18 protein-coding genes are annotated in these 21,260 nt (G+C 69.0%); 5 read left to right on the top strand and 13 right to left on the bottom strand.

Annotated features, from left to right (window positions below):
- Positions 1–227 precede the first annotated feature (227 nt).
- The 4 genes from JI746_RS18885 (at position 228) to JI746_RS18870 (ending at position 5,273) form a co-directional block, all read left to right on the top strand.
- Entirely contained in the window at positions 228–2,777 is a 2,550-nt protein-coding gene (locus tag JI746_RS18885) for a DUF1631 family protein (protein ID WP_201691806.1), read from the top strand.
- A gap of 42 nt (positions 2,778–2,819) precedes the next feature.
- Positions 2,820–3,038, top strand: a complete 219-nt coding sequence (locus tag JI746_RS18880) for a cysteine-rich CWC family protein (RefSeq protein WP_330893031.1) — start codon at positions 2,820–2,822, stop codon at positions 3,036–3,038.
- 62 nt (positions 3,039–3,100) lie between these two features.
- Positions 3,101–4,504, top strand: a complete 1,404-nt coding sequence (locus JI746_RS18875; protein ID WP_201691863.1) for an MFS transporter — start codon at positions 3,101–3,103, stop codon at positions 4,502–4,504.
- A gap of 7 nt (positions 4,505–4,511) precedes the next feature.
- Complete coding sequence (locus JI746_RS18870) at positions 4,512–5,273, top strand: class II glutamine amidotransferase (RefSeq protein ID WP_201691805.1); 762 nt, start codon at positions 4,512–4,514, stop codon at positions 5,271–5,273.
- A gap of 144 nt (positions 5,274–5,417) precedes the next feature.
- Here the strand turns inward: JI746_RS18870 and gshB are convergent, their stop codons facing one another.
- The 12 genes from gshB to JI746_RS18810 all read right to left on the bottom strand — a co-directional run bounded on the left by gshB (position 5,418) and on the right by JI746_RS18810 (position 19,653).
- Positions 5,418–6,380, bottom strand: a complete 963-nt coding sequence (gshB, locus tag JI746_RS18865; protein ID WP_201691804.1) for a glutathione synthase — start codon at positions 6,378–6,380, stop codon at positions 5,418–5,420.
- Between the two features lie 55 nt (positions 6,381–6,435).
- On the bottom strand, positions 6,436–8,304 hold the full coding sequence (locus JI746_RS18860) for a potassium transporter Kup (RefSeq protein ID WP_201691803.1): 1,869 nt from the start codon (positions 8,302–8,304) through the stop codon (positions 6,436–6,438).
- Positions 8,305–8,425: 121 nt separating this feature from the next.
- Positions 8,426–9,721: a glutamate--cysteine ligase gene (gshA, locus tag JI746_RS18855; RefSeq protein ID WP_201691802.1), complete on the bottom strand. Its 1,296-nt coding sequence runs from the start codon at positions 9,719–9,721 to the stop codon at positions 8,426–8,428.
- A gap of 98 nt (positions 9,722–9,819) precedes the next feature.
- Positions 9,820–11,100 carry a glutamate-5-semialdehyde dehydrogenase gene (locus JI746_RS18850; RefSeq protein ID WP_201691801.1) on the bottom strand — a complete coding sequence of 427 codons (1,281 nt, stop codon included), beginning with the start codon at positions 11,098–11,100 and terminating at the stop codon, positions 9,820–9,822.
- Between the two features lie 131 nt (positions 11,101–11,231).
- Positions 11,232–12,338 carry a DNA polymerase III subunit delta gene (gene holA, locus JI746_RS18845; protein ID WP_201691800.1) on the bottom strand — a complete coding sequence of 369 codons (1,107 nt, stop codon included), beginning with the start codon at positions 12,336–12,338 and terminating at the stop codon, positions 11,232–11,234.
- A 152-nt stretch (positions 12,339–12,490) separates the two neighbouring features.
- Positions 12,491–13,780, bottom strand: a complete 1,290-nt coding sequence (rocD, locus tag JI746_RS18840; RefSeq protein ID WP_201691799.1) for an ornithine--oxo-acid transaminase — start codon at positions 13,778–13,780, stop codon at positions 12,491–12,493.
- A 169-nt stretch (positions 13,781–13,949) separates the two neighbouring features.
- The gene (locus JI746_RS18835; protein WP_201691798.1) at positions 13,950–14,447 is read right to left on the bottom strand and encodes an LPS-assembly lipoprotein LptE; all 498 of its coding nucleotides are present in this window, start codon (positions 14,445–14,447) and stop codon (positions 13,950–13,952) included.
- A complete protein-coding gene (gene leuS, locus JI746_RS18830) occupies positions 14,444–17,059 on the bottom strand; it encodes a leucine--tRNA ligase (RefSeq protein WP_201691797.1) in 2,616 nt (871 codons plus the stop codon). The genes JI746_RS18835 and leuS overlap by 4 nt, the downstream gene beginning before the upstream one ends.
- Positions 17,060–17,111: 52 nt before the next feature.
- Complete coding sequence (locus tag JI746_RS18825) at positions 17,112–17,528, bottom strand: ExbD/TolR family protein (protein ID WP_201691796.1); 417 nt, start codon at positions 17,526–17,528, stop codon at positions 17,112–17,114.
- 10 nt (positions 17,529–17,538) lie between these two features.
- Entirely contained in the window at positions 17,539–18,198 is a 660-nt protein-coding gene (locus JI746_RS18820; protein ID WP_201691795.1) for a MotA/TolQ/ExbB proton channel family protein, read from the bottom strand.
- The gene (gene dapB, locus JI746_RS18815) at positions 18,195–19,082 is read right to left on the bottom strand and encodes a 4-hydroxy-tetrahydrodipicolinate reductase (RefSeq protein WP_201691794.1); all 888 of its coding nucleotides are present in this window, start codon (positions 19,080–19,082) and stop codon (positions 18,195–18,197) included. Before dapB ends, JI746_RS18820 begins: the two co-directional genes overlap by 4 nt.
- Before the next feature lie 7 nt (positions 19,083–19,089).
- Positions 19,090–19,653: an outer membrane protein assembly factor BamE gene (locus tag JI746_RS18810; RefSeq protein ID WP_201691793.1), complete on the bottom strand. Its 564-nt coding sequence runs from the start codon at positions 19,651–19,653 to the stop codon at positions 19,090–19,092.
- A 56-nt stretch (positions 19,654–19,709) separates the two neighbouring features.
- Here JI746_RS18810 and fur point away from each other — a divergent pair, with 56 nt between their 5' ends.
- Positions 19,710–20,138, top strand: a complete 429-nt coding sequence (gene fur / locus JI746_RS18805) for a ferric iron uptake transcriptional regulator (protein ID WP_201691792.1) — start codon at positions 19,710–19,712, stop codon at positions 20,136–20,138.
- A 165-nt stretch (positions 20,139–20,303) separates the two neighbouring features.
- Here fur and hprK read toward each other — a convergent pair whose 3' ends face one another.
- Positions 20,304–21,254 carry an HPr(Ser) kinase/phosphatase gene (gene hprK, locus JI746_RS18800; RefSeq protein ID WP_201691791.1) on the bottom strand — a complete coding sequence of 317 codons (951 nt, stop codon included), beginning with the start codon at positions 21,252–21,254 and terminating at the stop codon, positions 20,304–20,306.
- Positions 21,255–21,260: the final 6 nt, after the last annotated feature.

Raw genomic sequence — 21,260 nt, 5'->3', positions numbered from 1 at the left:
GGAATCCACTTTGACGGGTTCTCCTTTTGCGGCTTTTGCGTGGCTTTTGCGGCTTCTGCGTTCATGCCTCCCTGCTCCGTATCCGGCCCTCGCCGCGGCGCCGGACGCCTGAAGGTGTAGGGAATCGGCCACCATCCGGCGCGTCCAGGGGCGCGCCGGGCGGAGCGCGGTTGCCGGGGCCCTTGCGGCCGGGTCTAATGGGCTTCCAAGGGAGCCCGCCAGCCCGTATGTCCGTTGTCAACCAGACCGTCTCGCGCAGCATGGGCGAGGCCGTGAGCGCCGCCGCGCGCCTGATCGAGAAATGCGTCGACCATGCCGTCGCGGCCCTGCAGCTGGCCGAATCCGCGGCCAGCGGCGAGCATCGGCAGCGCGCCGCCGACGCCTGGCGCGAGCTGGTGGCGCGCCGCAAGGCGTGGAGCACGCGCTTTCCCCAGCTGCTCGGCTCCGCCTTCGAAGGGGAAGCGAGCGAGAAGCCACGCCTGTCCTCCTTCCAGCGCGATGAAGGCCCGACGCTCGCCCTGGTGGACGACCAAGAGATCTCCCGCAACGTCGAAACCTCGCGCCTGGCGCAGCTGCTCACCGCCACGCTGGAGCGGCCGCTGGCCGAACTCGATGCCCTCATGAGCAGCGCGCTGGGCCTGCCGGTGGTGCAGCCGGAACGCAATCCGCTGCGGCCGGCCGTGTATGCGCAGGCGCTGCGCGACATGATGGCCGAAACCCAGCCCGATCCCACCTGGCCGGGCCTGTGGCTGCGGCACATGGCCACACCCCTGGCGCAGGAGCTGGAGCAGGTCTACAAGGCGCAGACGCACTTCCTCACGCTGCAGCGGGTGAGCGCCGCCAACTACCGCCTGCGTGCGGCCGCGGCGGGCCCCTCGTCGCGCTCCGCGCCACTAGGGAGCGCCTCGCGTCCCGCCCCGCTGGGCGGGCTGTCGCGGCCGGCGCCGCTGGAGGGCCTGTCCCGCCCGGCGCCCCTCGATGGCCTGTCGCGGCCGGCGCCGCTCGGTGGCCTGTCCAGGCCGGCGCCCCTGGGAGGAATGTCGCGCCCGGCGCCGCTCGGCGGGCTGTCGCAGCCCGCGCCGCTCGGGGGGTCGTCGCAGTCCGCGGCCCTGGGCCGCAGCTCGCAGTCCGCCGCCCTGGGCGGTGCCTCGCGCTTCGGCGCCCCGAGCTCCGATCCCTTCGGCACTTCGGGCTTCTCCGGCTTTGCCGACCTGCCGGTGCGCAACGTCGACGGCGAGCGCCTGCAGCAGTTCCTGGCGCGCGGCGAGCCGCAGGCCCACCGGCCGCTCGCACCGAGCTACTACGCGCAGGTCGAGGCCGAACTGCGGGCGCTGGAAACCGGCGACGACGAGGGCGACACGTACGACGAACGCGCGGTGCAGCAGCACATGCACGTCGCGCCGGTGGACCGGCCGGCGCGGGCGGTGGACGTGCAGAGCCCGCTGCCGCAGGAATGGGGCCGCTTCAGTGCACCGCGCGAACGCGCCCTGGTGCACGGGCGCCTGAAGAAGCAGGCCCGCGAGGTCGGCCAGGTCTACGGGCTCGAGGTGGTGCGGCGGCTGGTGAACCGCGTCGCCGACGACCCGCGCCTGCTGGCGCCGGTGCGCGAGGCGATCGTCGGCCTCGAGCCTTCGCTGCTGCGGCTGGCCATGGTCGCGCCGCGTTTCTTCAGCGACGAGGACCACCCCGGGCGCTTGCTGGTCGAGAAGGTGGCCGAGCGCAGCTTCCGCCACAACGACGAATTCAGCGTCGAATTCCAGGGCTTCTTCGGACCGGTCGCGCGCAGCTTCCAGCGCCTCAACGACATCGATCCGCTGGAAAACTCGGATCCCTTCCGCGCCGCGCTGACGGACCTGCAGGCCACGTGGGCGGCCCAGGATGCGCTGGACGACGAGCCGCAGCGCAAGGTGCTCGACGCCGTGCAGTTCGCCGAGCGCCGCCAGCACGAGGCCGACCAGATCGCCGGCGAGTTCGGGCAACGCTCGGACCTCGAGGACGTGCACGAGGCGGTGCGCGATTTCGTGCTGGGCACCTGGTCGCTGGCGGTGGCGCATGCGCGCCTGACGCAGCCCGGGCGCGGCATCGATCCGGGCGGCTACGTGGCCGTCGTCACCGACCTGCTGTGGAGCGTCAAGCGCGAACTCGCGCTGCACGATCCAGCGCGCGCCTTCGAACTGATCCCGCGCCTGCTGATGAAGCTGCGCTCCGGCCTCGCCATGCTGGGCCAGCAGCCGGCGGAAAGCGAAGCCTTCTTCCTGCAGCTCGAGGCGCTGCACCGGCCGGTGCTCAAGCTGCGCGCGCGCCACCGCCATCGCGAGATCGCGCCGCACGAGCCGCCCGCCCCCACGGTTGCGGCCGCGCCGAAGCGCGCGCCCGGCGAACCGTGGATGGCGCAGCAGGAACTGCATGCGGTCGGCTTCGAGGATGCCCCGCGCAGCGAAACCATGCCCCTGCAGGCACGCGCCGTACAGTCGCCGGTGCAGCCCGAAGGCCTGTCCGACCAGGATGCCGAAGCGCTGCTCTCCGGCCTCGCCCCGGGCTGCTGGGTGGACCTGCACGCGCGCCACCAATGGCGCCGCGCGCACCTGAAGTGGGCTTCCGACAAGCGCACGCTGTTCCTGTTCGTCAGCCACGGCGGCCAGCCCCACTCGATGACGCGGCGCAGCCTGCACAAGCTGGTGAAGGACCGCCTGGTGCGCCCGGTCGACAGCCAGGCGGTGGTGCCGCGCGCGCTGGCGCAGCTCGTCGTCCCCTCGGGCAGGGTGCCGCTGGCCTGAGCGGCGCCGCCCGCGGCGCACCGAACCCGCTACGATGCGCCGGTGAACGACGCCCCCGCCTTCGCCGCAACGCTCTGCCCCCTGTGCGGCCAGCCGAACCGCTGCGCCATGGAACTTGAACGGGAAACCGGCGTGAAGCAGCCGGCCTGCTGGTGCACGCAGCTGCACTTCAGCGCCGAACTGCTGGCGCGCGTGCCTGCGCAGGCGCAGCGCCGCGCCTGCCTGTGTCCCGCCTGCGCGCGCAGCGGCGCCGTGGCGTGACGGATCCGGGATCGAGCACGGCCCTGCGCGAGCGGCACGGCCCGCGCTACCGCTGGCTGCTGATGATGGCGCTGATGGTCGGCGTGATGGCCTCCATCATGTCGTCGACCGTCGTGAACGTCGCGATCCCCGGCATGAGCCACTACTTCACGCTCACCCAGGAGCGCGCGCAGTGGGTCAGCTCCGGCTTCATGGTGGCGATGACGATCTCCATGCTCACCACCCCGTGGCTGCTGTCGCGCTTCGGCTACCGGCGCACCTACGTCGGCACCATGATCCTGCTGATGGCCGGCGGCATCGGTGGCGGCGTGGCCATGCAGTTCCCGCTGGTGCTCGCCGCGCGCGTGGCCGAGGGCCTCGCCGCCGGCGTGGTGCAGCCGATTCCCGCCATCATCATGCTGCGCGCCTTCGAGCCGCACGAACAGGGGCGCGCCAGCGGCATGTTCGGCATGGGCGTGGTGCTGGCACCGGCGCTCGGGCCCAGCATCGGTGGCCTGCTGGTGGATGCCTTCGGCTGGCGCTCGATCTTCTTCATGGTGGTGCCGTTCTGCCTGGTGTCGATCTGGCTCGCCTACCGCTACGTGCCCACCTCGGCGCCGGGCGGTGCCAGCGCGGCGGGCGGCGGTCCGCGCCTGGACTGGCGCGGCCTCGTGCTGGGGAGCGTCGGCACGCTGTGCCTGCTCAATGGCCTGCTGGAGGTGCGCGGCGGCGACCCGCGCCTGGCCGGCGGCCTGCTGCTCGCGGCGCTGGCGGCGCTCGGCGTGCTCATCGCGTGGCTGCGGCGCGCCCGCCGCACCGGCCGCGAGGCACTGATCAACCTGGACCTGTTCGGCTACCGCACCTACACCATGGGGACGCTGGTGGCGTTCATCTACGGCATCGCGCTGTTCGGTTCCACCTACCTGCTGCCGGTGTACATGCAGATGGCGCTGGAACTGCCGGCATCGCACGTGGGCACCATCCTGCTGCCCTCGGGCATCGTGCTGGCGATCACCATCGGCCTGGCCGGCCGGCTCACGACACGCCTGCCCACCCGCGTGCTGGTGGGCGGCGGCCTCGTGCTGCTGGCCCTTTCCTTCGCGCTGATGCCGACGGTCGGATTGCACACCGGCCTGTGGGTGCTGGTGGCCTGGGCGACGCTGGGGCGCATCGGGCTGGGCTTCATCCTGCCCTCGCTGAACCTAGGCGCCATGCGGCCGCTGGCCAAGGCGCTGATTCCGCAGGGCGCCAGCGCGATCAACTTCCTCCGCATGCTCGGGGGTGCGGCCGGCGTGAGCCTGTGCGCCATCGTGCTGGAATGGCGGCTCGCCGTGCACGGCGACGCGCTCACGCGCCCCGGCACCAGCCTGGCACGCCTGGCGGCCTTCAACGAATCCTTCCTGCTGCTGGCCGCCATCTGCGGCATTGCGGTGATCGCGGCCTGGCAGTTGCGCGATCCCCCCGGCCACGTGCCTGTTGACCAATAATCGCCGCATGTGCCAGTTGCTGGGGATGAACTGCAACACGCCGACCGACGTGACCTTCAGCTTCGCCGGCTTCGCCCAGCGCGGGGGCCGCACCGACGAGCATGTCGACGGCTGGGGCATCGCCTTCTTCGAGGGGCTGGGGCTGCGCCATTTCGTCGATCACCAGCCGGCGGCCGATTCGCCCGTCGCCGAGCTGATCCGGCGCTACCCGATCAAGAGCCGCAACGTCATCGCGCACATCCGCAAGGCCACGCAGGGACAGGTGGCGCTGGAGAACTGCCATCCCTTCGTGCGCGAGCTGTGGGGCCGCTACTGGGTGTTCGCGCACAACGGCGACCTGCAGGACTTCCATCCGCGCCTGCATGCCAGCTTCCGCCCCGTCGGCACCACGGACAGCGAGCGTGCCTTCTGCTGGCTGCTGCAGGAACTGGCGAAGTCGCATGCAGGCGTGCCGAGCGTGGCGGAACTGACGCTGACGCTGCGCGAGCTGACGCCGCCGATCGCCAGGCATGGCCGCTTCAACTACCTGCTGTCCAACGGCGACGCGTTGTGGGCGCACTGCTCCACCAACCTCTGGTACGTGGAACGCAAGCACCCCTTCGCCCATGCCCACCTGGCCGACGAAGACCTGAGCGTCGACTTCGCCCAGCACACGACGCCGGACGACAAGGTCGCCGTGATCGTCACCGCGCCACTGACGCTGAACGAGTCCTGGGTGCAGTTCGCGCCTGGGGAACTGAAGGTGTTCGTGGATGGACAGGCAGTCTGAAAATTCCCGACAACCGAACGCAAAGGCCGCAAAGGTTTCGCAAAAGCCGCAAAAGGGGGCAAGAAAATCAAGGATTTCCTTTTCCCCGAAGGATGTCCTTTCGCGGCTTTTGCGTTGCTTTTGCGGCTTCTGCGTTAGGGGTATCTACAGCACCGTCCGATCCCGATCCACGGCCTCTTCAAGCGCATCGACGAACATCGCCGGGACGTCGAAGCCGGTCTGCTGCGTGATTTCCTGGAAGCAGGTGGGGGACGTGACGTTGATTTCGGTGAGGCAGTCGCCGATCACGTCCAGGCCGATCAGCAGCAGGCCGCGTTCGGCCAGGCGCGGGCCGATGGTTTCGGCGATCTCGCGGTCGCGCTCCGAGATCGGCTGCGCCACGCCCTTGCCGCCGGCCGCCAGGTTGCCGCGGATCTCGCTGCCTTGCGGGATGCGCGCCAGGCAATAAGGCACCACCTGCCCCCCGATCACCAGCACGCGCTTGTCGCCCTGCGAGATCTCCGGCACGAAGCGCTGCACCATGATGGTCGTCGTGCCCTGCTGGTTGAGCGTCTCGATGATCGAGCCCAGGTTCATGCCGTCCGGCCCGACCCGGAAGATGCCCATGCCGCCCATGCCATCCAGTGGCTTGAGGATGATGTCGCCATGCTCCTCGTGGAAGCGCCGCACCTCGTCGGCCGAGCGCGTGACGAGCGTGGCGCTCACGAACTGCGGGAACTCCATGATCGCCAGCTTTTCCGGATGATCGCGCAGGGCCGCCGGCCGGTTGAAGACCCGGGCACCCTCGCGCTCGGCCTGCTCCAGCAGGTGCGTGGCGTAGAAGTACTCGCTGTCGAAGGGCGGGTCCTTGCGCATGACCACCGCGTCGAAGTCCTTCAGCGGCTTCACGCTCGTCTGGCGCACCTGGAACCACTCCTCCTCGACGCCCGTGAGCGCGATCTCGCGGATGTCGGCATGCACCCGGTCGCCGGAGCGCCAGGTGAGGTGGCGCGGCTCGCAGGCCGCGATGCGGTGGCCGCGCCGCTGCGCCTCGCGCATCATGGAGAAGGTGGTGTCCTTGTAGATCCGGAAGACCTCGAGCGGGTCGGCGACGAAGAGGATGTTCATCGCCGGCTACTTTGGCACAAAAGCCCGCGGGGAGCCCGGCGCCCGCCGGAAAGCCTCAGATCTCGACCTTGGAACCCAGCTCCACCACCGAGTTGTTCGGCAGGTTCAGGAAGTCCGCCGCGGCGCTGGCGTTGTGGTGCATCTGCGCGAACAGCTTCTCGCGCCAGCGGGCCATGCCGCCGCCGATGGTGGGCACCACGTTGTCGCGCGAGAGGAAGTAGCTGGTTCGCATCGGGTCGAGTTCGCAGCCGCGGTTGCGGATCTGGTCCAGCGCCCGGGGCACGTCGGGGTCGTTCTTGAAGCCGTAGTGCAGCGTCACCTGCCAGCAGTCGTGCCCCAGCGGCTCGATCTCCGCCCGCCGGTCGAGGCCGATCCACGGGACTTCGTGGTTGCGCACGGTGACGAACAGGTTGTGCTCGTGCAGCACCTTGTTGTGCTTGAGGTTGTGCAGCATCGCATTCGGCACCGTTCCGGGCTCCGCGGTCAGGAACACGGCGGTGCCGGGCACGCGCACCGGCGGCTGCGAGAACACCGATTCCAGGAAGCTCTTGAGGTCGATCGCGTCCGTCTTGAGCTTGTCGTTCAGGATGTTGCGGCCGCGCTTCCAGGTCGTCATCAGCGTGAAGATGCAGCTGCCGATCAGCAGCGGGAACCAGCCGCCTTCCAGCAGCTTGAGCAGGTTGGAGCTGAAGAAGGCGAAATCCACCAGGAAGAAGGAGCCGGTCGCCGCGATGCACAACGGCAGCGGATAGCCCCAGCCATAGCGGATCACGAAGAAGGTCAGCGTCGTCGTGATCAGCATGTCCAGCGTCACCGCGATGCCGTAGGCCGAGGCCAGCGCGCTGGAGGAGCGGAACATCACGACCGCCACCACGATGGCGACGAACAGGCCCCAGTTCACTGCTGGAACATAGATCTGGCCGGTGTCGCGCACGCTCGTGTGCTGCACGTTCAGGCGCGGCAGGTAGCCCAGCTGCACGACCTGCTTGGTCACGCTGAAGGCGCCGGTGATCAGCGCCTGCGAGGCGATCACGGTGGCCATGGTGGCCAGCAGCACCAGCGGCAGCAGCGCCCACTCGGGGGCCATGCGGAAGAAGGGGTTCTTGACCGCCTCCGGGGTGGCCAGCAGCAGCGCGCCCTGGCCGAAGTAGTTGAGCGTGAGCGCCGGCATCACGGCGCTGAACCACGCCAGCCGGATCGGCTTCTTGCCGAAGTGGCCCAGGTCGGCGTAGAGCGCCTCGGCGCCGGTCACGCACAGCACCACCGCCCCCAGGATGATGAAGGTGGTGCCCGGGTGGTGCCACATGAAGGACAGCGCGTAGCCCGGCCACAGCGCCTTGAGGATCTCCGGGTGGCGCACGATGTGCGAGACGCCGAGCACCGCGATGGTCATGAACCACACCAGCGTGATCGGCCCGAAGAAGCGCCCGATGCCGCCGGTGCCGCGCTTCTGCACGGCGAACAGCATCAGCAGGATCACCAGCGTGAGCGGGATCACGTACTGCTTGAAGCGCGGCGAGACCACCTCCAGGCCCTCGACGGCCGACAGCACCGAAATGGCCGGCGTGATCACGCCGTCGCCGTAGAACAGCGAGGTGCCGAAGATCCCGATGATCAGCAGCCGGTGGCGCAGCTGGGGCTTGTCCTTCACGGCCTGCGAGGCCAGGGCCAGCATCGCGATCAGGCCGCCTTCGCCGTTGTTGTCCGCCCGCAGCACGAGCACGACGTACTTGAGCGAGACGATGACCGTCAGCGTCCAGAAGAAGATGGACAGCACGCCATAGACGTTGTCGGGCGTGAAGGGAACGTGGTGGCCGCCGAAGACTTCCTTGACGGCATAGAGCACGCTGGTTCCGATGTCACCGTAGACGACACCGATGGCGCCGAGCGTGAGCGCCGCAAGCGAGGATTTCGAGGTCTGCACGACAGCCCCGTCCCGGACGCGGGGTCCGGCAGGGTCTTGAACTTGGGACCGCTATTGTGCGCCCGAGCGCGCTTGCGGATGGGCGCATGTCGCCGGCCGGCGACTCGTCCGGGCGCATCCGTCAGTCATAGGTTTCCGCTTCGGGATCGGTCGCTTCCAGTTCGTAGCTCGCGGCCAGCATGGCCAGCCGGCCGATCACGCCGTACATGTAGAAGCGGTTCGGCGCACTCGCGCCCGGCTTCTGCGCGGGCTGAGGTAAGTGCGTACTCTCGGCGAACGCCAGTGGCACGAAAGTGGCGCCGGGCGCGTTGAGGTTCTCGTCGATGCCGCGGTCGGCATGCACGCGGTAGAAGCCGCCGACCACGTAGCGGTCCATCGTGTAGACCACCGGTTCCGCCACCGCCTCGTGGATCCGTTCGGCCGTGAGCACCCCTTCCTGGATGATCACGTCGGTGATGGCCTTGCCGCCCTTGACCACCGGCGGCTTGTTCTTCGGCCGCTGCCGGATCTGGTCGAGGTCCTTGACGTCGCGCACCGTCATGATGCCCATGCCCTCGCTACCGTAGTCGGCCTTGACGATGACGAAGGGCTTCTCGTTGATGCCGTATTCCTTGTACTTCTTGCGGATCTTGGCCATCAGCGCATCGACGTTGGTGCGCAGGCACTCCAGGCCCTCTTCCTTGCCGAATTCGAGCTCGCCGCAGCGGTTGAACAGCGGATTGACCAGCCAGGGGTCGATGCCCAGCATCTTGCCGAAGCGCTTGGCGACGTCCTCGTAGCTCTGGAAGTGGCGGCTCTTGCGCCGTACCGACCAGCCGGCGTGCAGCGGCGGCAGCAGGTACTGCTCGTGCAGGTCCTCCAGGATGCCGGGCGGGCCGGCCGTGAGGTCGTTGTTCAGCAGGATCGTGCAGGGGTCGAAGTTCTTCAGGCCCAGGCGCCGCTTGCTGCGCACCACCGGTTCCAGCGTGATCGGGTCGTCGTGCGGCAGCGCGATCGTGGTCGGCTTCTTGATGTCGGGGTCGATCGAGCCCACCCGCACGTTGAGGCCGGCCATGCGGAAGATGCGCTGCAGCTGCGCGATGTTGCTCAGGTAGGAACTGCTGCGCTTCTCGTTCTCCGGCACGATCAGCAGGTTCTTGGCCTCGGGGCAGATCTTCTCCACCGCGGCCATGGCGGCCTGCACCGCGAGCGGCAGCATCTCCTCGGTCAGGTGGTTCCAGCCGCCGGGATAGAGGTTGGTGTCGACCGGGGCCAGCTTGAAGCCGGCGTTGCGGATGTCCACCGAGCAGTAGAACGGCGGCGTGTGCTCCATCCATTCGAGGCGGAACCAGCGTTCCACCGCCGGCATGGATTCGAGGATGCGCTGCTCGAGCTCGTTGATCGGGCCGGTCAGGGCCGTGATGAGATGCGGAACCATGCGGCCTGGGCCTCGTTCTTCTGTGTCTCCGGGCGGACGCCCACCCGGGGGATTCTAGGAGCTGAGGGCAGGCGACCGGGTTGCAAGAGGCACGGCCGTCAGGTCCGCACCTCGCCGTTGCCCAGGACGATCCACTTCAGCGAGGTCAGGCCCTCGAGGCCCACCGGCCCGCGCGCGTGGAACTTGTCGGTGCTGATGCCGATCTCCGCGCCCAGGCCGTACTCGAAGCCGTCGGCGAAGCGCGTGCTGGTGTTGACCATCACGCTGGCCGAGTCCACCTCGCGCAGGAAGCGCTGCGCATGCACGTGGTCGCGCGTGAGGATCGCGTCGGTGTGGTGCGAGGAGTAGCGGTTGATGTGGGCGATGGCCTCGTCGATGCCGGCCACCACCTTCACGCTGATGATGGGCGCCAGGTATTCCTCCGACCAGTCCTGCTCGGTCGCCTCCTGCACGTTCGCGTCCGCCACCTCCCGCAGGATCGCCCCGGCCTCGGCGTCGCAGCGCATCTCCACGCCCTTGGCCGCGAACACGGCGCCGATCTGCGGCAGGAAGGCACGCGCCACGCCGCGTGCGACCAGCAGGCCTTCGCTCGCGTTGCAGGGGCTGTATTTCTGCGTCTTGGCGTTGTCGGTGACGCGCACGGCGAGCGCGAGGTCGCAGGGATCGTCGACGTAGGTGTGGCAGTTGCCATCGAGGTGCTTGATGACGGGCACCTTCGCCTCGCGGCTGATGCGCTCGATCAGGCCCTTGCCGCCGCGCGGGATGATCACGTCCACCGATTCGGGCATGGCGATCAGGTGCCCGACCGCTTCCCGGTCGGTGGTCTGCACCAGTTGCACCGCCTCGGACGGCAGGCCCGCGTCGGCCAGCGCCTGCTGCACCAGGCGGGCCAGCGCCTTGTTCGATTCGATCGCCTCGGAGCCGCCGCGCAGGATGCAGGCATTGCCGCTCTTGATCGACAGGCTCGCGGCCTCGATCGTCACGTTGGGGCGGCTCTCGAAGATCATGCCGAACACGCCGAGCGGCACGCGCATCTGGCCGACGCGGATGCCGCTGGGCTGCTGCTTCATGCCGATCACCTCGCCGATGATGTCCGGCATGGTGGCGAGCTGCTCGCAGCCGACGGCGAGGGTCTCGATGATCTTGGGCGTGAGCTTGAGGCGGTCCACCATGGGCGCGGTCAAGCCCGCCGCGGTGGCGCGCTCGATGTCCTTCGCGTTGTCGGATTGCAGGCTGGCGACGTTGGCGCGCAGCAGCGCCGCCAGGGCGCGCAGCGCGCTGCTCTTCTCGGCCGCCGACGCCGAAGCCATGCGCGCGGACGCCTGCCGGGCCTGCAGGCCCAGGGTGTGCATGTATTCGGCGACGTTCAGGGCGTTCATGGGTGGATTATCCCCGTTTGTCTTTTTCCCTCCCCCTCCGGGGGAGGGCAGGGTGGGGGCGCTCCCACTCCCCTCTCCTCTCCCGCTTGCGGGAGAGGGCCGGCGTGAGGGCTGCCTCGCCCCGGCGCAGCTCAGGTGCGAGCGCCCGGGCGCCCCCACCCCGGCCCTCCCCCGGAGGGGGAGGAAGGAACCACCGCGACAGCCAGGCAGAGGTCCATCGCCAGCCGGTGCAGCGCCTGCCACGCATCCGTCGGCCACTCCGGCTGCTTCAAGCCCTTCACGATGCCGTCCACCAGGTGCGCCGCATGCAGCAGCCGCTCCATGACTTTCGCGTCCAGCCGCGGCAGCACCCGCTCGAACAGCTTTTCCCTGGGGCCCCACACCCGCTGCTCCCGCAGCGCCATCGGCAGCGGCCGGCCGGCCGCCATCGCGTCCTTCACGCGCTTCAACGCCCGGATGTCCTCAGCCAGCGTGTAGTGCACCAGCACCGCCGCCTCGCCTTCCGCCTCCAGGCCTTCGAGCATGCGCTGCACGCGTGCCGCATTGCCGGCCAGCACCGCCTCCGACAGCTTGAACACGTCGTAGCGCGCCACGTTCAGCACCGCCGACTCGACCTGCTCGAAGCGCAGTTCGCCGGCCGGATGCAGCAGCGCGAGCTTCTGGATCTCCTGGTGCGCGGCCAGCAGGTTGCCTTCGACGCGATCGGCGAAGAACTGCAGCGTGCGCTGCCCTTCCTCGCCGGCGGCCACGCGCTGGCCCTGCTGCGCCAGGCGCTGCGCGATCCATTGCGGCAGCGCGCCGCGTTCCACCGGGGGCAGTTCGATGGCCACGCCGTTGCCTTCGAGGGCGGCGAACCATGCGGTCTTGCGGGTCTGGAAATCGAGCTTAGGCAGCAGCACCAGGGTGAGCGTGCTGTCGTTGCCGGCGGCGCCTTCGGCGATCTGCTGCAGGGCCGCCCCGCCCTCCTTGCCGGGCTTGCCGGAAGGAATGCGGATCTCCACGACCTGCTTGTCGGCGAACAGGCTCAGCGAGCCGCCCGCGGCCAGCACGGCACTCCAGTCGAAATGCGCGCCCGCCACCGTGTGGACGGTGCGCTCCGCGAAGCCCTGCGCCCGCGCCGCCGCCCGGATCGCATCGGCAGCCTCCTGCACCAGCAGCGGCTCGTCGCCGTGCAGCATGTACAGCGGCCGAAGTCCCCGCTGCAGGTGTTGCGTGAGTTGCGCGGGGCCGAGTTGCATGGCGGCAAGTTTAAGCGTCGCAGGGGACGGACAACCGAACGCAAAAGCCGCAAAGGTTATGCAAAAGCCGCAAAAGGGAACCCACTCAGGATGGATGTTCTTCTGCGGCTTTTGCGTAACTTTTGCGGCTTCTGTGTTCGGCTGTCTGGCTGTTACACCGTGGCCTTCGCCCCATTCGACGACGACGCCCTCCTCCCCAGCCCCAGCTCCTGGTACTTCTCGCGGGCGACGCGGTGGAAGATGTCGACGGCGCGGTCCATCAGGTCGAAGGGGATCGTGAGCGGGGGCGCGAAGCGGATCACGGTGTCGTGCGTCTCCTTGGACAGCACGCCATGCGCGGCCAGGCGCTCCACCAGGTCGCGCGCGGTGGTGCAGGAGGGCTCGATGTCGACGCCGATCCACAGTCCGCGGCCGCGCACGTCGCGGATCAGGGGGGCGAGTTCCGCCTGCACCTCGCGCAGGCGCCGGAACAGGTACTCGCCCTTCTCCGCGCAGTGCGCGACCAGGCCCTCCTCCTGCAGCACCTTCAGCCCCTCCAGGGCCACCGCCGCCGCCAGTGCGTTGCCGCCGAAGGTCGATCCGTGGCTGTTCGGCACGAACACCTGCATCACCGCGTCGTCGGCACAGAAGGCGCTCACGGGCAGCAGGCCGCCGCCCAGCGCCTTGCCCAGGATCAGTGCGTCGGGCCGGATGCCTTCATGCTCGAAGGCGAACCACTTGCCCGTGCGCCCCAGGCCCGCCTGCACCTCGTCGTCGATCAGCAGCACCTGGTTGCGCGTGCACCAGGCCCGCAGTTGCTGGAAGAACCCGGGCGGAGGCACGATCACGCCGGCTTCGCCCTGGATCGGCTCGATCAGCACCGCGCAGGTGTCCCCGGTGGCCGCAGCCTTCACGCTTTCCATGTCGCCGTAGTCGAAGGGCTGGAAGCCGCCGTCGAAGGGGCCGAAGCCGCTGCGGTAGTCCTCCTCGCTCGAGAACCCGATGATGGTGGTGGTGCGGCCGTGGAAGTTGCCGCGCGCCACCAGGATCTTCTGCTGGCCGTCGGGAATGCCCTTGACGCGATGGCCCCAGCGGCGCGCGCACTTGATCGCCGTCTCCACCGCCTCGGCGCCGGTGTTCATCGGCAACGCGCGCTCGAAGCCGGTGACCTCGCTCAGTTTCTCCAGCAACGGGCCGAGCGTGGTGCCGTAGTAGGCGCGGGACATCACGGCCACCTTCTGAAGCTGGCGCTGCGCCGCGGCGACGATGCGCGGATGCAGGTGGCCGTGGCTGACCGAGGAGTACGCGCTCATCATGTCGATGTACTCCTTGCCATCGACATCCCAGACCAGGCAGTCCTTCGCATGGTCCACCACCACCGGCACCGGCGCATAGTTGCGCGCACCGTAGCGCGCCTCCTTCTGGATGAAGTCCTGCGAAGCAGGCGATCCGATGGCATCCATGCGACAGCTCCCGACGACGTTCCTGTCCGAGATGGGCCGCGGCACGGCGCGCACGCAAGCGCGTCGGCACGGCAACGTACACGCAAGGTTCCCACCGCCGGGGCAGCGCGGGCGTAGGAGGCGCCGGGCACGCCGTGCAGGCGCCCGGCGACAGCCGTCCGGAGGTGTCTTACAGGGTGCGGATGGCCGCGAGCCGCCGCATGAGCTGCTGCACGAGGTCGGCCTGCATGTCGCGGTACAGGAGCGCCTCCTCGGCTTCCTTGGCCAGCACCGCCGACTCGTTGAAGCTGATGTCGCGCTGCTGCAGCAGTTCCGTGTCGGGGATCAGCTCCTTGCCCCGGCCGGTGCGCACGCGGAAGTGGATGCGCGTGCGCAGCTGGAATTCGCGCACCTGCCCGCTCGCGTTGAGGCCCACCACCACCTTCTCGCGCAACTCGGTGGGCACCTCCAGCACCACGTTCGCCTGCGCGGCGTCCGTGCCCGCGGGCAGCACGCGCACGCGGCCGTCGGCGGCCAGGCTGCGCCGCAGTTCGTTCGCGAGGGGCGAGGTGGACGGGGCATTGATCGCGATCGAATCGAACACGAAGTCCGGCGCCTGGCGCAACTGGAAGCCGCAGCCGGCCAGCAGCGCCGCGGCGACCGCGGCAAGAAGCAGCCGGCGCTTCATACGACGACGTTGACCAGCCGTCCCGGCACCACGATCACCTTCTTCGCCGCCGCGCCGTTGGCGAACTTCTGGAACGGCTCGCTGGCCAGCGCGATCTTCTCGATCTGCGCCTTGTCCGCGCCCGCCGGCACCAGGATGGAGCCGCGCATCTTGCCGTTCACCTGCAGCACGAGTTCGACCTCGTCCTGCTTCAGCGCGCCCTCGTCGACCTGCGGCCACGGCGCGTCGAGCAGCTCGCCCTGCGTGCCGGCGTAACCCAGCTCCTTCCACAGCGCGTGCGTGACGTGCGGCGTGACCGGATACAGCACCCGCAGCAGGATGCCGAAGCCTTCCCGCAGCGCGGCATCGGCGCCGGGCTCGTCGGCCCCCTTGAAGTCCTCCAGCGCGTTGAGCATCTTCATCGCGCCGGAGACGACCGTGTTGTATTGCATGCGCTGGTAGTCGTAGTCGACCTGGCGCAGCACCATGTGGATCTCGCGCCGCAGGGCCTGCGACTGCTTGCCGGCCGCCCCCGCCTGCGACTCGCCCGGCGCCCCCAGCCGCAACCCGAAGTTCCACACCCGGCGCAGGAAGCGATAACTGCCTTCCAGCGCGGCGTCGTTCCACTCCAGCGTCGCTTCCGGCGGGGCCGTGAACATCGTGTACAGGCGCGCCGTGTCGGCGCCGTACTTCTCGATCAGGTCCTGCGGGTCGACGCCGTTGTTCTTGGACTTGGACATGGTCGTCCAGCCCTCGTACAGGACCGGCTGGCCGTCCGCCTTGGCGGTGGCGGAGATCACGTTGGCGTGCTCGTCGCGCGCGATGTCGAGTTCGTGGGCCCAGAAGTACTGCTTGCCGGTGGCGGTGCGCGAGAACGCCTCGTTCAGCACCATGCCCTGCGTCAGCAGCTTCGTGAAGGGCTCGGCGATCTGCACCAGGCCGACGTCGCGCATCACCTTGGTCCAGAAGCGCGCGTACAGCAGGTGCAGGATGGCGTGCTCGATGCCGCCGATGTACTGGTCCATCGGCATCCAGTACTGCGTGCCTTCGGCGACCATCTTCGCGTCGTTCCTCGGGTCGCAGTAGCGCATGAAGTACCACGACGAATCGACGAAGGTGTCCATCGTGTCGGTCTCGCGGCGCGCCGGCTTGCCGCACACCGGGCAGCTGCAGGCCAGGAAGTCCTCGCGCTTGTTCAGCGGGTTGCCGGTGCCGTCGGGCACACAGTCCTGCGGCAGCACCACGGGCAGATCCCGTTCCGGCACGGGCACGGCGCCGTGCTCGTCGCAGTGGATGATCGGGATCGGCGTGCCCCAGTAGCGCTGGCGGCTGATGCCCCAGTCGCGCAGGCGCCAGGTCGTCTTCTTCTCGCCCAGCCCCTTCTGCTCCAGGTGGTGCGCCACCGCCTTCACGGCGTCCTTGTAGTTGAAGCCGCTGAAGATGTCGGAGTTGATGGTGACGCCGTTCTCCTTGTCGGCATACCACTCCTGCCAGCGCTTGTAGTCGTAGGCCTGGCCGTCGACGTGGATCACCTGGATGATGGGCAGGCCGTACTTCAGCGCGAAGGCGAAGTCGCGCTCGTCGTGGCCCGGCACGCCCATCACGGCGCCGTCGCCGTAGCCCATGAGGACGTAGTTGCCGACCCAGACCTCCACCTTCTCGCCGGAGATCGGGTGCATCACCTTCAGGCCGGTGGGCATGCCCTCCTTCTCGCGCAGCGCGAGTTCGGCCTCGGTGGTGCCGCCCTTCTTGCACTCCTCGATGAACTGCGCGAGTTTCGGATTGGTTTTCGCGGCATGCAGCGCGAGCGGGTGTTCCGGTGCCACGGCGCAGAAGGTCACGCCCATGATCGTGTCGGCGCGCGTGGTGAACACGTACATGCGGCCGTCGCCGATCAACTGGCCGTCGTCACCGCGGATGTCGTGCGGGAACGCGAAGCGCACGCCCTCGCTGCGGCCGATCCAGTTCTCCTGCATCAGCTTGACGCGCTCGGGCCAGCCCTCCAGGTCCTTCTGCACGTAATCGAGCAGTTCCTGCGCGTAGTCGGTGATCTTCAGGTAGTAGCCGGGGATCTCGCGTTTTTCCACCACCGCGCCGGTGCGCCAGCCCTTGCCATCGATCACCTGCTCGTTGGCCAGCACCGTCTGGTCCACCGGGTCCCAGTTGACGACCTGGGTCTTGCGGTAGGCGATGCCCTTTTCCAGCATCTTGAGGAACAGCCACTGGTTCCACTTGTAGTAGGACGGGTCGCAGGTGGCGATCTCGCGCGACCAGTCGATCGCCAGGCCCATGGCCTGCATCTGGCCCTTCATGTACGCGATGTTCTCGTACGTCCACTTCGCCGGGGGCACGCCGTTCTTCAGCGCCGCGTTCTCCGCCGGCAGGCCGAAGGCGTCCCAGCCCATGGGCATCAGCACGTTGTAGCCGTTCATGCGCAGGTAGCGCGTCAACATGTCGTTGATCGTGTAGTTGCGCACGTGGCCCATGTGCAGCTTGCCGGAGGGATAGGGCAGCATGGAACAGGCGTAGAACTTCTTCTTGCGCGGGTCCTCGGTCACGCGGTAGGCATCCCGCGCGGTCCATTCGTCCTGCGCGGCCTTTTCGACGGCGAGGTGGTTGTACTTTTCGTCCATGGTCGGGGAATTCTAGGGGTTCGTCCCCGTCATGCCCGGCGCCAGCCGGGCGTCATTTCGCCGGTTCCGCGACGAAGCCGATGCGGCTCAGGCCCGCCTTGTGGGCCACGCCCATCACCTCGACCACCCGGCCGTAGGCGACGGTCTGGTCGGCGCGCAGCTGGATCTCGGTTTCGGGGTTCTGCTTCGCCGCCGCGGCGAGCTGGTCGGCCAGTTGCGCGGGATTCACCGGCTTGTCGTTGAGGAAGACCTGGCCCGAGCGGTCCAGCACCACCGTGACGAAGCGCGGCGCGTCGCCCGGCTGCGTGCCTTCGGCGCGCGGCAGGTCGAGGCGGATGGAGCTGGCCAGCAGCGGCGCCGTGATGATGAAGATCACCACCAGCACCAGCATGACGTCGACCAGCGGCGTGACGTTGATGTCGCTCATGGGCGGCTCGCCCTGCGTGCGCTCCAGTCGCCCGAATGCCATGCCGGCCCCCTCAGGCCGCCGCGGCGGCCACCGCCGGGTGGACCAGCAGTTCGCGCAGGTCGCGCGCGAAGCCTTCCAGGTCGGCCTCGATCCGGCCGATGAGCCGGCCGAAGATGTTGTAGCCGAGGACGGCGGGAATGGCGACCGCCAGGCCGGCGGCGGTCATGATCAGCGCCTCGCCGACCGGGCCCGAGACCTTGTCGATCGTGATCTGGCCCGCATTGGCGATGCCGGTGAGCGCGTGGTAGATGCCCCAGACCGTGCCCAGCAGCCCGACGAAGGGCGCCGTGGAGCCCACGGTGGCCAGCAGGACCTGGCCGAACTGCAGCTTGAACAGCACCGCATGCAGCGCATTGCGCAGCACGCGCGTGAGCTGCTGCGACTTGTCGCCGGCCGAGGCGAGCGAGCCCGGCGCCGGCACTTCCGCGGCCGTGATCAGGGGCAGCACCAGGCGCTCGCGGTCGAAGGCCTCGACCTTCTGCCGGCCTTCGCCGACCGAACCGGCCTGCCAGAAGGCCGCCGTGCTGCGGGCGACGTCGGAGCCGGCCCGGTGCAGGACCCAGCCCTTCCAGAGGATGACCACCCAGCTCGACACCGACATGGCCAGCAGGAGGATCGCCACCACCTGGGTGACGGCGTCGCCCTGGCGGAAGAGATCGAGGAAGCTCATTGGTCCCGGTCCCGCAATCCCAGCACGTCGAACATGTCGAACAGGCCGTTGGGCTGTTCCGCCAGGAAACGCACCGCCCGCAGGCTGCCTTGTGCGTAGGTCGCGCGGCTGGCCGACTTGTGGGTGATCTCGATGCGCTCGCCGGTGCCGGCGAACAGCACGGTGTGGTCGCCCACGATGTCGCCGCCGCGGATGGCGGAAAAGCCGATGGTCGACGGGTCGCGCTCGCCCGTCACGCCTTCGCGCGCGAACACCCCGCACTGCTTCAGGTCGCGGCCGATCGCCTGGGCGATCACTTCGCCCATCTTCAGTGCCGTGCCCGAGGGCGCGTCCACCTTGTGGCGGTGGTGGGCCTCGATGATCTCGATGTCGTAGCCGGTGGCCAGGGCCTTGGCCGCCAGCTCGAGCAGCTTGAGCGTGACGTTGACGCCCACGCTCATGTTGGGCGCCATCACGATCGCGATGTCCTTCGCGGCCGCGGCGATCTGCGCCTTCTGCGCCTCGCTGAAGCCGGTGGTGCCGATCACCAGCTTCACACCGCGCTCGCGGCAGACCTGCAGGTGCGCCAGCGTGCCTTCCGGGCGGGTGAAGTCGATCAGCACCTCGGCGTGCTCCAGGCCCTTGGCGATGTCGGCGGTGACCGGCACCCCGCTCGCATGGCCCAGGAAGGCCGCGGCGTCGTTGCCGATGGCGGGGCTGGTGGCGACGTCGAGGGCGCCGGCCAGCCGGCAGTCCTCGGAGGCGCGGATCGCCTCGATCAGCATGTGGCCCATGCGGCCGGAGGCGCCGGCGACGGCGACGCGGTGTTCGGTGCTGCCCTGCGGCGGCCGCTGCACGGCGCCCGCCACGGCCACGTTCTTCAGTGCCTGCGTGCCCTTGGTCATGCGGTCCTCAGCGGGCAGGGGCTTCCAGCGGCGGGTAGTTCGTGGCCGCCGCCGGGGCGGCCGGCGTGGCGGCAGGCTGGGGCGCGGGCGCTGCCGGGGCCTGCCTGGCGCTGGCGGCGCGCAACTCCTCTTCGGTCGCCTCCAGCCTGGGCACCTTGCCGGACTTGCGCTTGTCGAGAGTGGAGACGAACTCGGCCTCGCTGGGCATGGTCTCGCCGCCCTCGACGCGCTCCATGGCATCGCCCTTGAAGAACACGGCCAGGTGGCGCTGCTGCGGCTCCACTCCCTGGCGGCGCAGGGTGAAGACGTAGTCCCAGCGGTCGGCGTGGAACAGGCTGCTCACCAGCGGGGTGCCCAGGGCCTGCCGGACCTGCTCGCGGCTCATCCCGGGCTGCAGCGACTGCACCTGCTCGCGCGAGACGAAGTTGCCCTGCACCACCTCGGCGCGGTAGGGCGTCAGCGCGGTGCTGACGCGGCGGCCGATGTTGTCGTAGGAGCCGCAGCCGGCCAGTAGTGCGAGGGCCACAGTGGCGAACGGGATTCGCGACTGGCGCAAAGTCTTGACGAGCATGAGACAGGCGGGGGGAAGGCCAGGCGATATGATCGGGGCATTGTAGCGGCAGCACCATGTCCAACATCGACGAACTCAAGAGCACCGGGCTCAAGGCCACGCTGCCACGGCTGAAGATCCTGGACGTGTTCCAGAAGGGCGAACAGCGGCACATGACGGCGGAAGACGTCTTCCGCGTGCTGCTGGAGGAACGCTCGGACATCGGGCTGGCCACGGTCTACCGGGTGCTCACGCAGTTCGAGCAGGCCGGCATCCTGACGCGCAGCCACTTCGAGAGCGGCAAGGCGGTCTACGAGCTCAACGAAGGCACCCACCACGACCACCTGGTGTGCCTGGACTGCGGCCGGGTGGAGGAGTTCTACGACGCCGAGATCGAGAAGCGCCAGCACGCGGTCGCCAAGACCAAGGGCTTCCAGATCGCGGAGCACGCCTTGAGCCTGTACGCGCATTGCACCAAGGTGAATTGCCCGAACAAGGGCAAATGACCGCCCGGCGCTGCCGGGCATGACCTTGCCGCTGCGCGGCTGCGATGATTCCTCGGCTTCGCCTCGATGACAAAATGAAGAAAGGAGCGGACGGGCCCTTTCTTTCTCCTGTCATTCCGTCATCGACGCCGCGCCAGCGGCGAGGTCATGCCGGCGCAGCCGGCGTCATCCGCCCTTTTCCATCGCCCGCCGGTGCCGCTCCACGAACTCCTGGTACGTGTCCACCCCGCGCAGCTGCAGGATCGTGTTGCGCACGGCCGCCTCCACCAGCACGGCCATGTTGCGGCCGGCCACGACCGGGATCACGGCCTTGCGCACCGGCACGCCCAGCACGTCCTGCGTGAGCGGCTCGTAGGGCAGGCGCTCGTACTCGCGCTCCATCGTCTCGCGCCGCACCAGGTGCACGATCAGCCGCAGCCGCATCTTGCGCCGCACCGCCGTCTCGCCGAAGATGGCCCGGATGTCCAGCAGGCCGATGCCGCGCACCTCCAGCAGGTTCTGCAGCAGCTCGGGGCAGCGGCCCTCGATGGTGGTCTGGTTCACCCGGTACAGGTCCACCGCGTCGTCGGCCACCAGGCCGCTGCTGCGGGTGATCAGTTCCAGCCCCAGTTCGCTCTTGCCCAGGCCCGACTCGCCCGTGATCAGCACGCCCAGGCCCAGGATGTCCATGAACACGCCGTGCATCGAGGTGCGCTCGGCGAAGTGCTTGGACAGGTAGGCCCGCAGCACGTCGATCACGAAGGCCGAGGGCTCGTGGGTGGCGAACATCGGGATCTGGGCCCGCTCGCACATCGACAGCAGGGCCTCGGGCGCGGTCTGGTTGTCCGTCAGCACCAGCACCGGCGGCTCCAGCGTGACGATGCGGGCGATGCGGCGGGCGCAGTCCTCCGCCGTGGCGTTGGTCAGGTAGGCGACTTCGCGCGCGCCCAGGATCTGCACCCGGTACGGATGGATGTAATTCAGGTAGCCGACCAGGTCGGCGCCGGAGCGGGCGGCGCGCACGGCCACTTCGTCGAAGCGCCGTTCGGACGCACCGAGGCCGGCCACCCATTCCCATTTCAGGTGGGCACGATGGTCCTCGAACAGGACGTCGGCACTGACGACGGTCGGCTTCAAGCCTGG

It is taken from the genome of Ramlibacter alkalitolerans, from assembly GCF_016722765.1.
Lineage (GTDB): Bacteria > Pseudomonadota > Gammaproteobacteria > Burkholderiales > Burkholderiaceae_C > Ramlibacter > Ramlibacter alkalitolerans.
The sequence above is the reverse complement of the archived record's forward strand: the minus strand, read 5'-3'. Positions and strand labels throughout refer to the sequence as shown.

Coding starts and splice junctions, on each gene's coding strand:
- gshB (WP_201691804.1), bottom strand. CDS start 6,380: ATGAACATCCTCTTCGTCGCCGACCCGCTCGAGGTCTTCCGGATCTAC.
- dapB (WP_201691794.1), bottom strand. CDS start 19,082: ATGACCAAGGGCACGCAGGCACTGAAGAACGTGGCCGTGGCGGGCGCC.
- JI746_RS18870 (WP_201691805.1), top strand. CDS start 4,512: ATGTGCCAGTTGCTGGGGATGAACTGCAACACGCCGACCGACGTGACC.
- JI746_RS18820 (WP_201691795.1), bottom strand. CDS start 18,198: ATGAGCTTCCTCGATCTCTTCCGCCAGGGCGACGCCGTCACCCAGGTG.
- JI746_RS18885 (WP_201691806.1), top strand. CDS start 228: ATGTCCGTTGTCAACCAGACCGTCTCGCGCAGCATGGGCGAGGCCGTG.
- JI746_RS18825 (WP_201691796.1), bottom strand. CDS start 17,528: ATGGCATTCGGGCGACTGGAGCGCACGCAGGGCGAGCCGCCCATGAGC.
- gshA (WP_201691802.1), bottom strand. CDS start 9,721: ATGGTTCCGCATCTCATCACGGCCCTGACCGGCCCGATCAACGAGCTC.
- holA (WP_201691800.1), bottom strand. CDS start 12,338: ATGCAACTCGGCCCCGCGCAACTCACGCAACACCTGCAGCGGGGACTT.
- fur (WP_201691792.1), top strand. CDS start 19,710: ATGTCCAACATCGACGAACTCAAGAGCACCGGGCTCAAGGCCACGCTG.
- JI746_RS18835 (WP_201691798.1), bottom strand. CDS start 14,447: ATGAAGCGCCGGCTGCTTCTTGCCGCGGTCGCCGCGGCGCTGCTGGCC.
- JI746_RS18875 (WP_201691863.1), top strand. CDS start 3,101: ATGATGGCGCTGATGGTCGGCGTGATGGCCTCCATCATGTCGTCGACC.
- leuS (WP_201691797.1), bottom strand. CDS start 17,059: ATGGACGAAAAGTACAACCACCTCGCCGTCGAAAAGGCCGCGCAGGAC.
- rocD (WP_201691799.1), bottom strand. CDS start 13,780: ATGGATGCCATCGGATCGCCTGCTTCGCAGGACTTCATCCAGAAGGAG.
- JI746_RS18810 (WP_201691793.1), bottom strand. CDS start 19,653: ATGCTCGTCAAGACTTTGCGCCAGTCGCGAATCCCGTTCGCCACTGTG.
- JI746_RS18850 (WP_201691801.1), bottom strand. CDS start 11,100: ATGAACGCCCTGAACGTCGCCGAATACATGCACACCCTGGGCCTGCAG.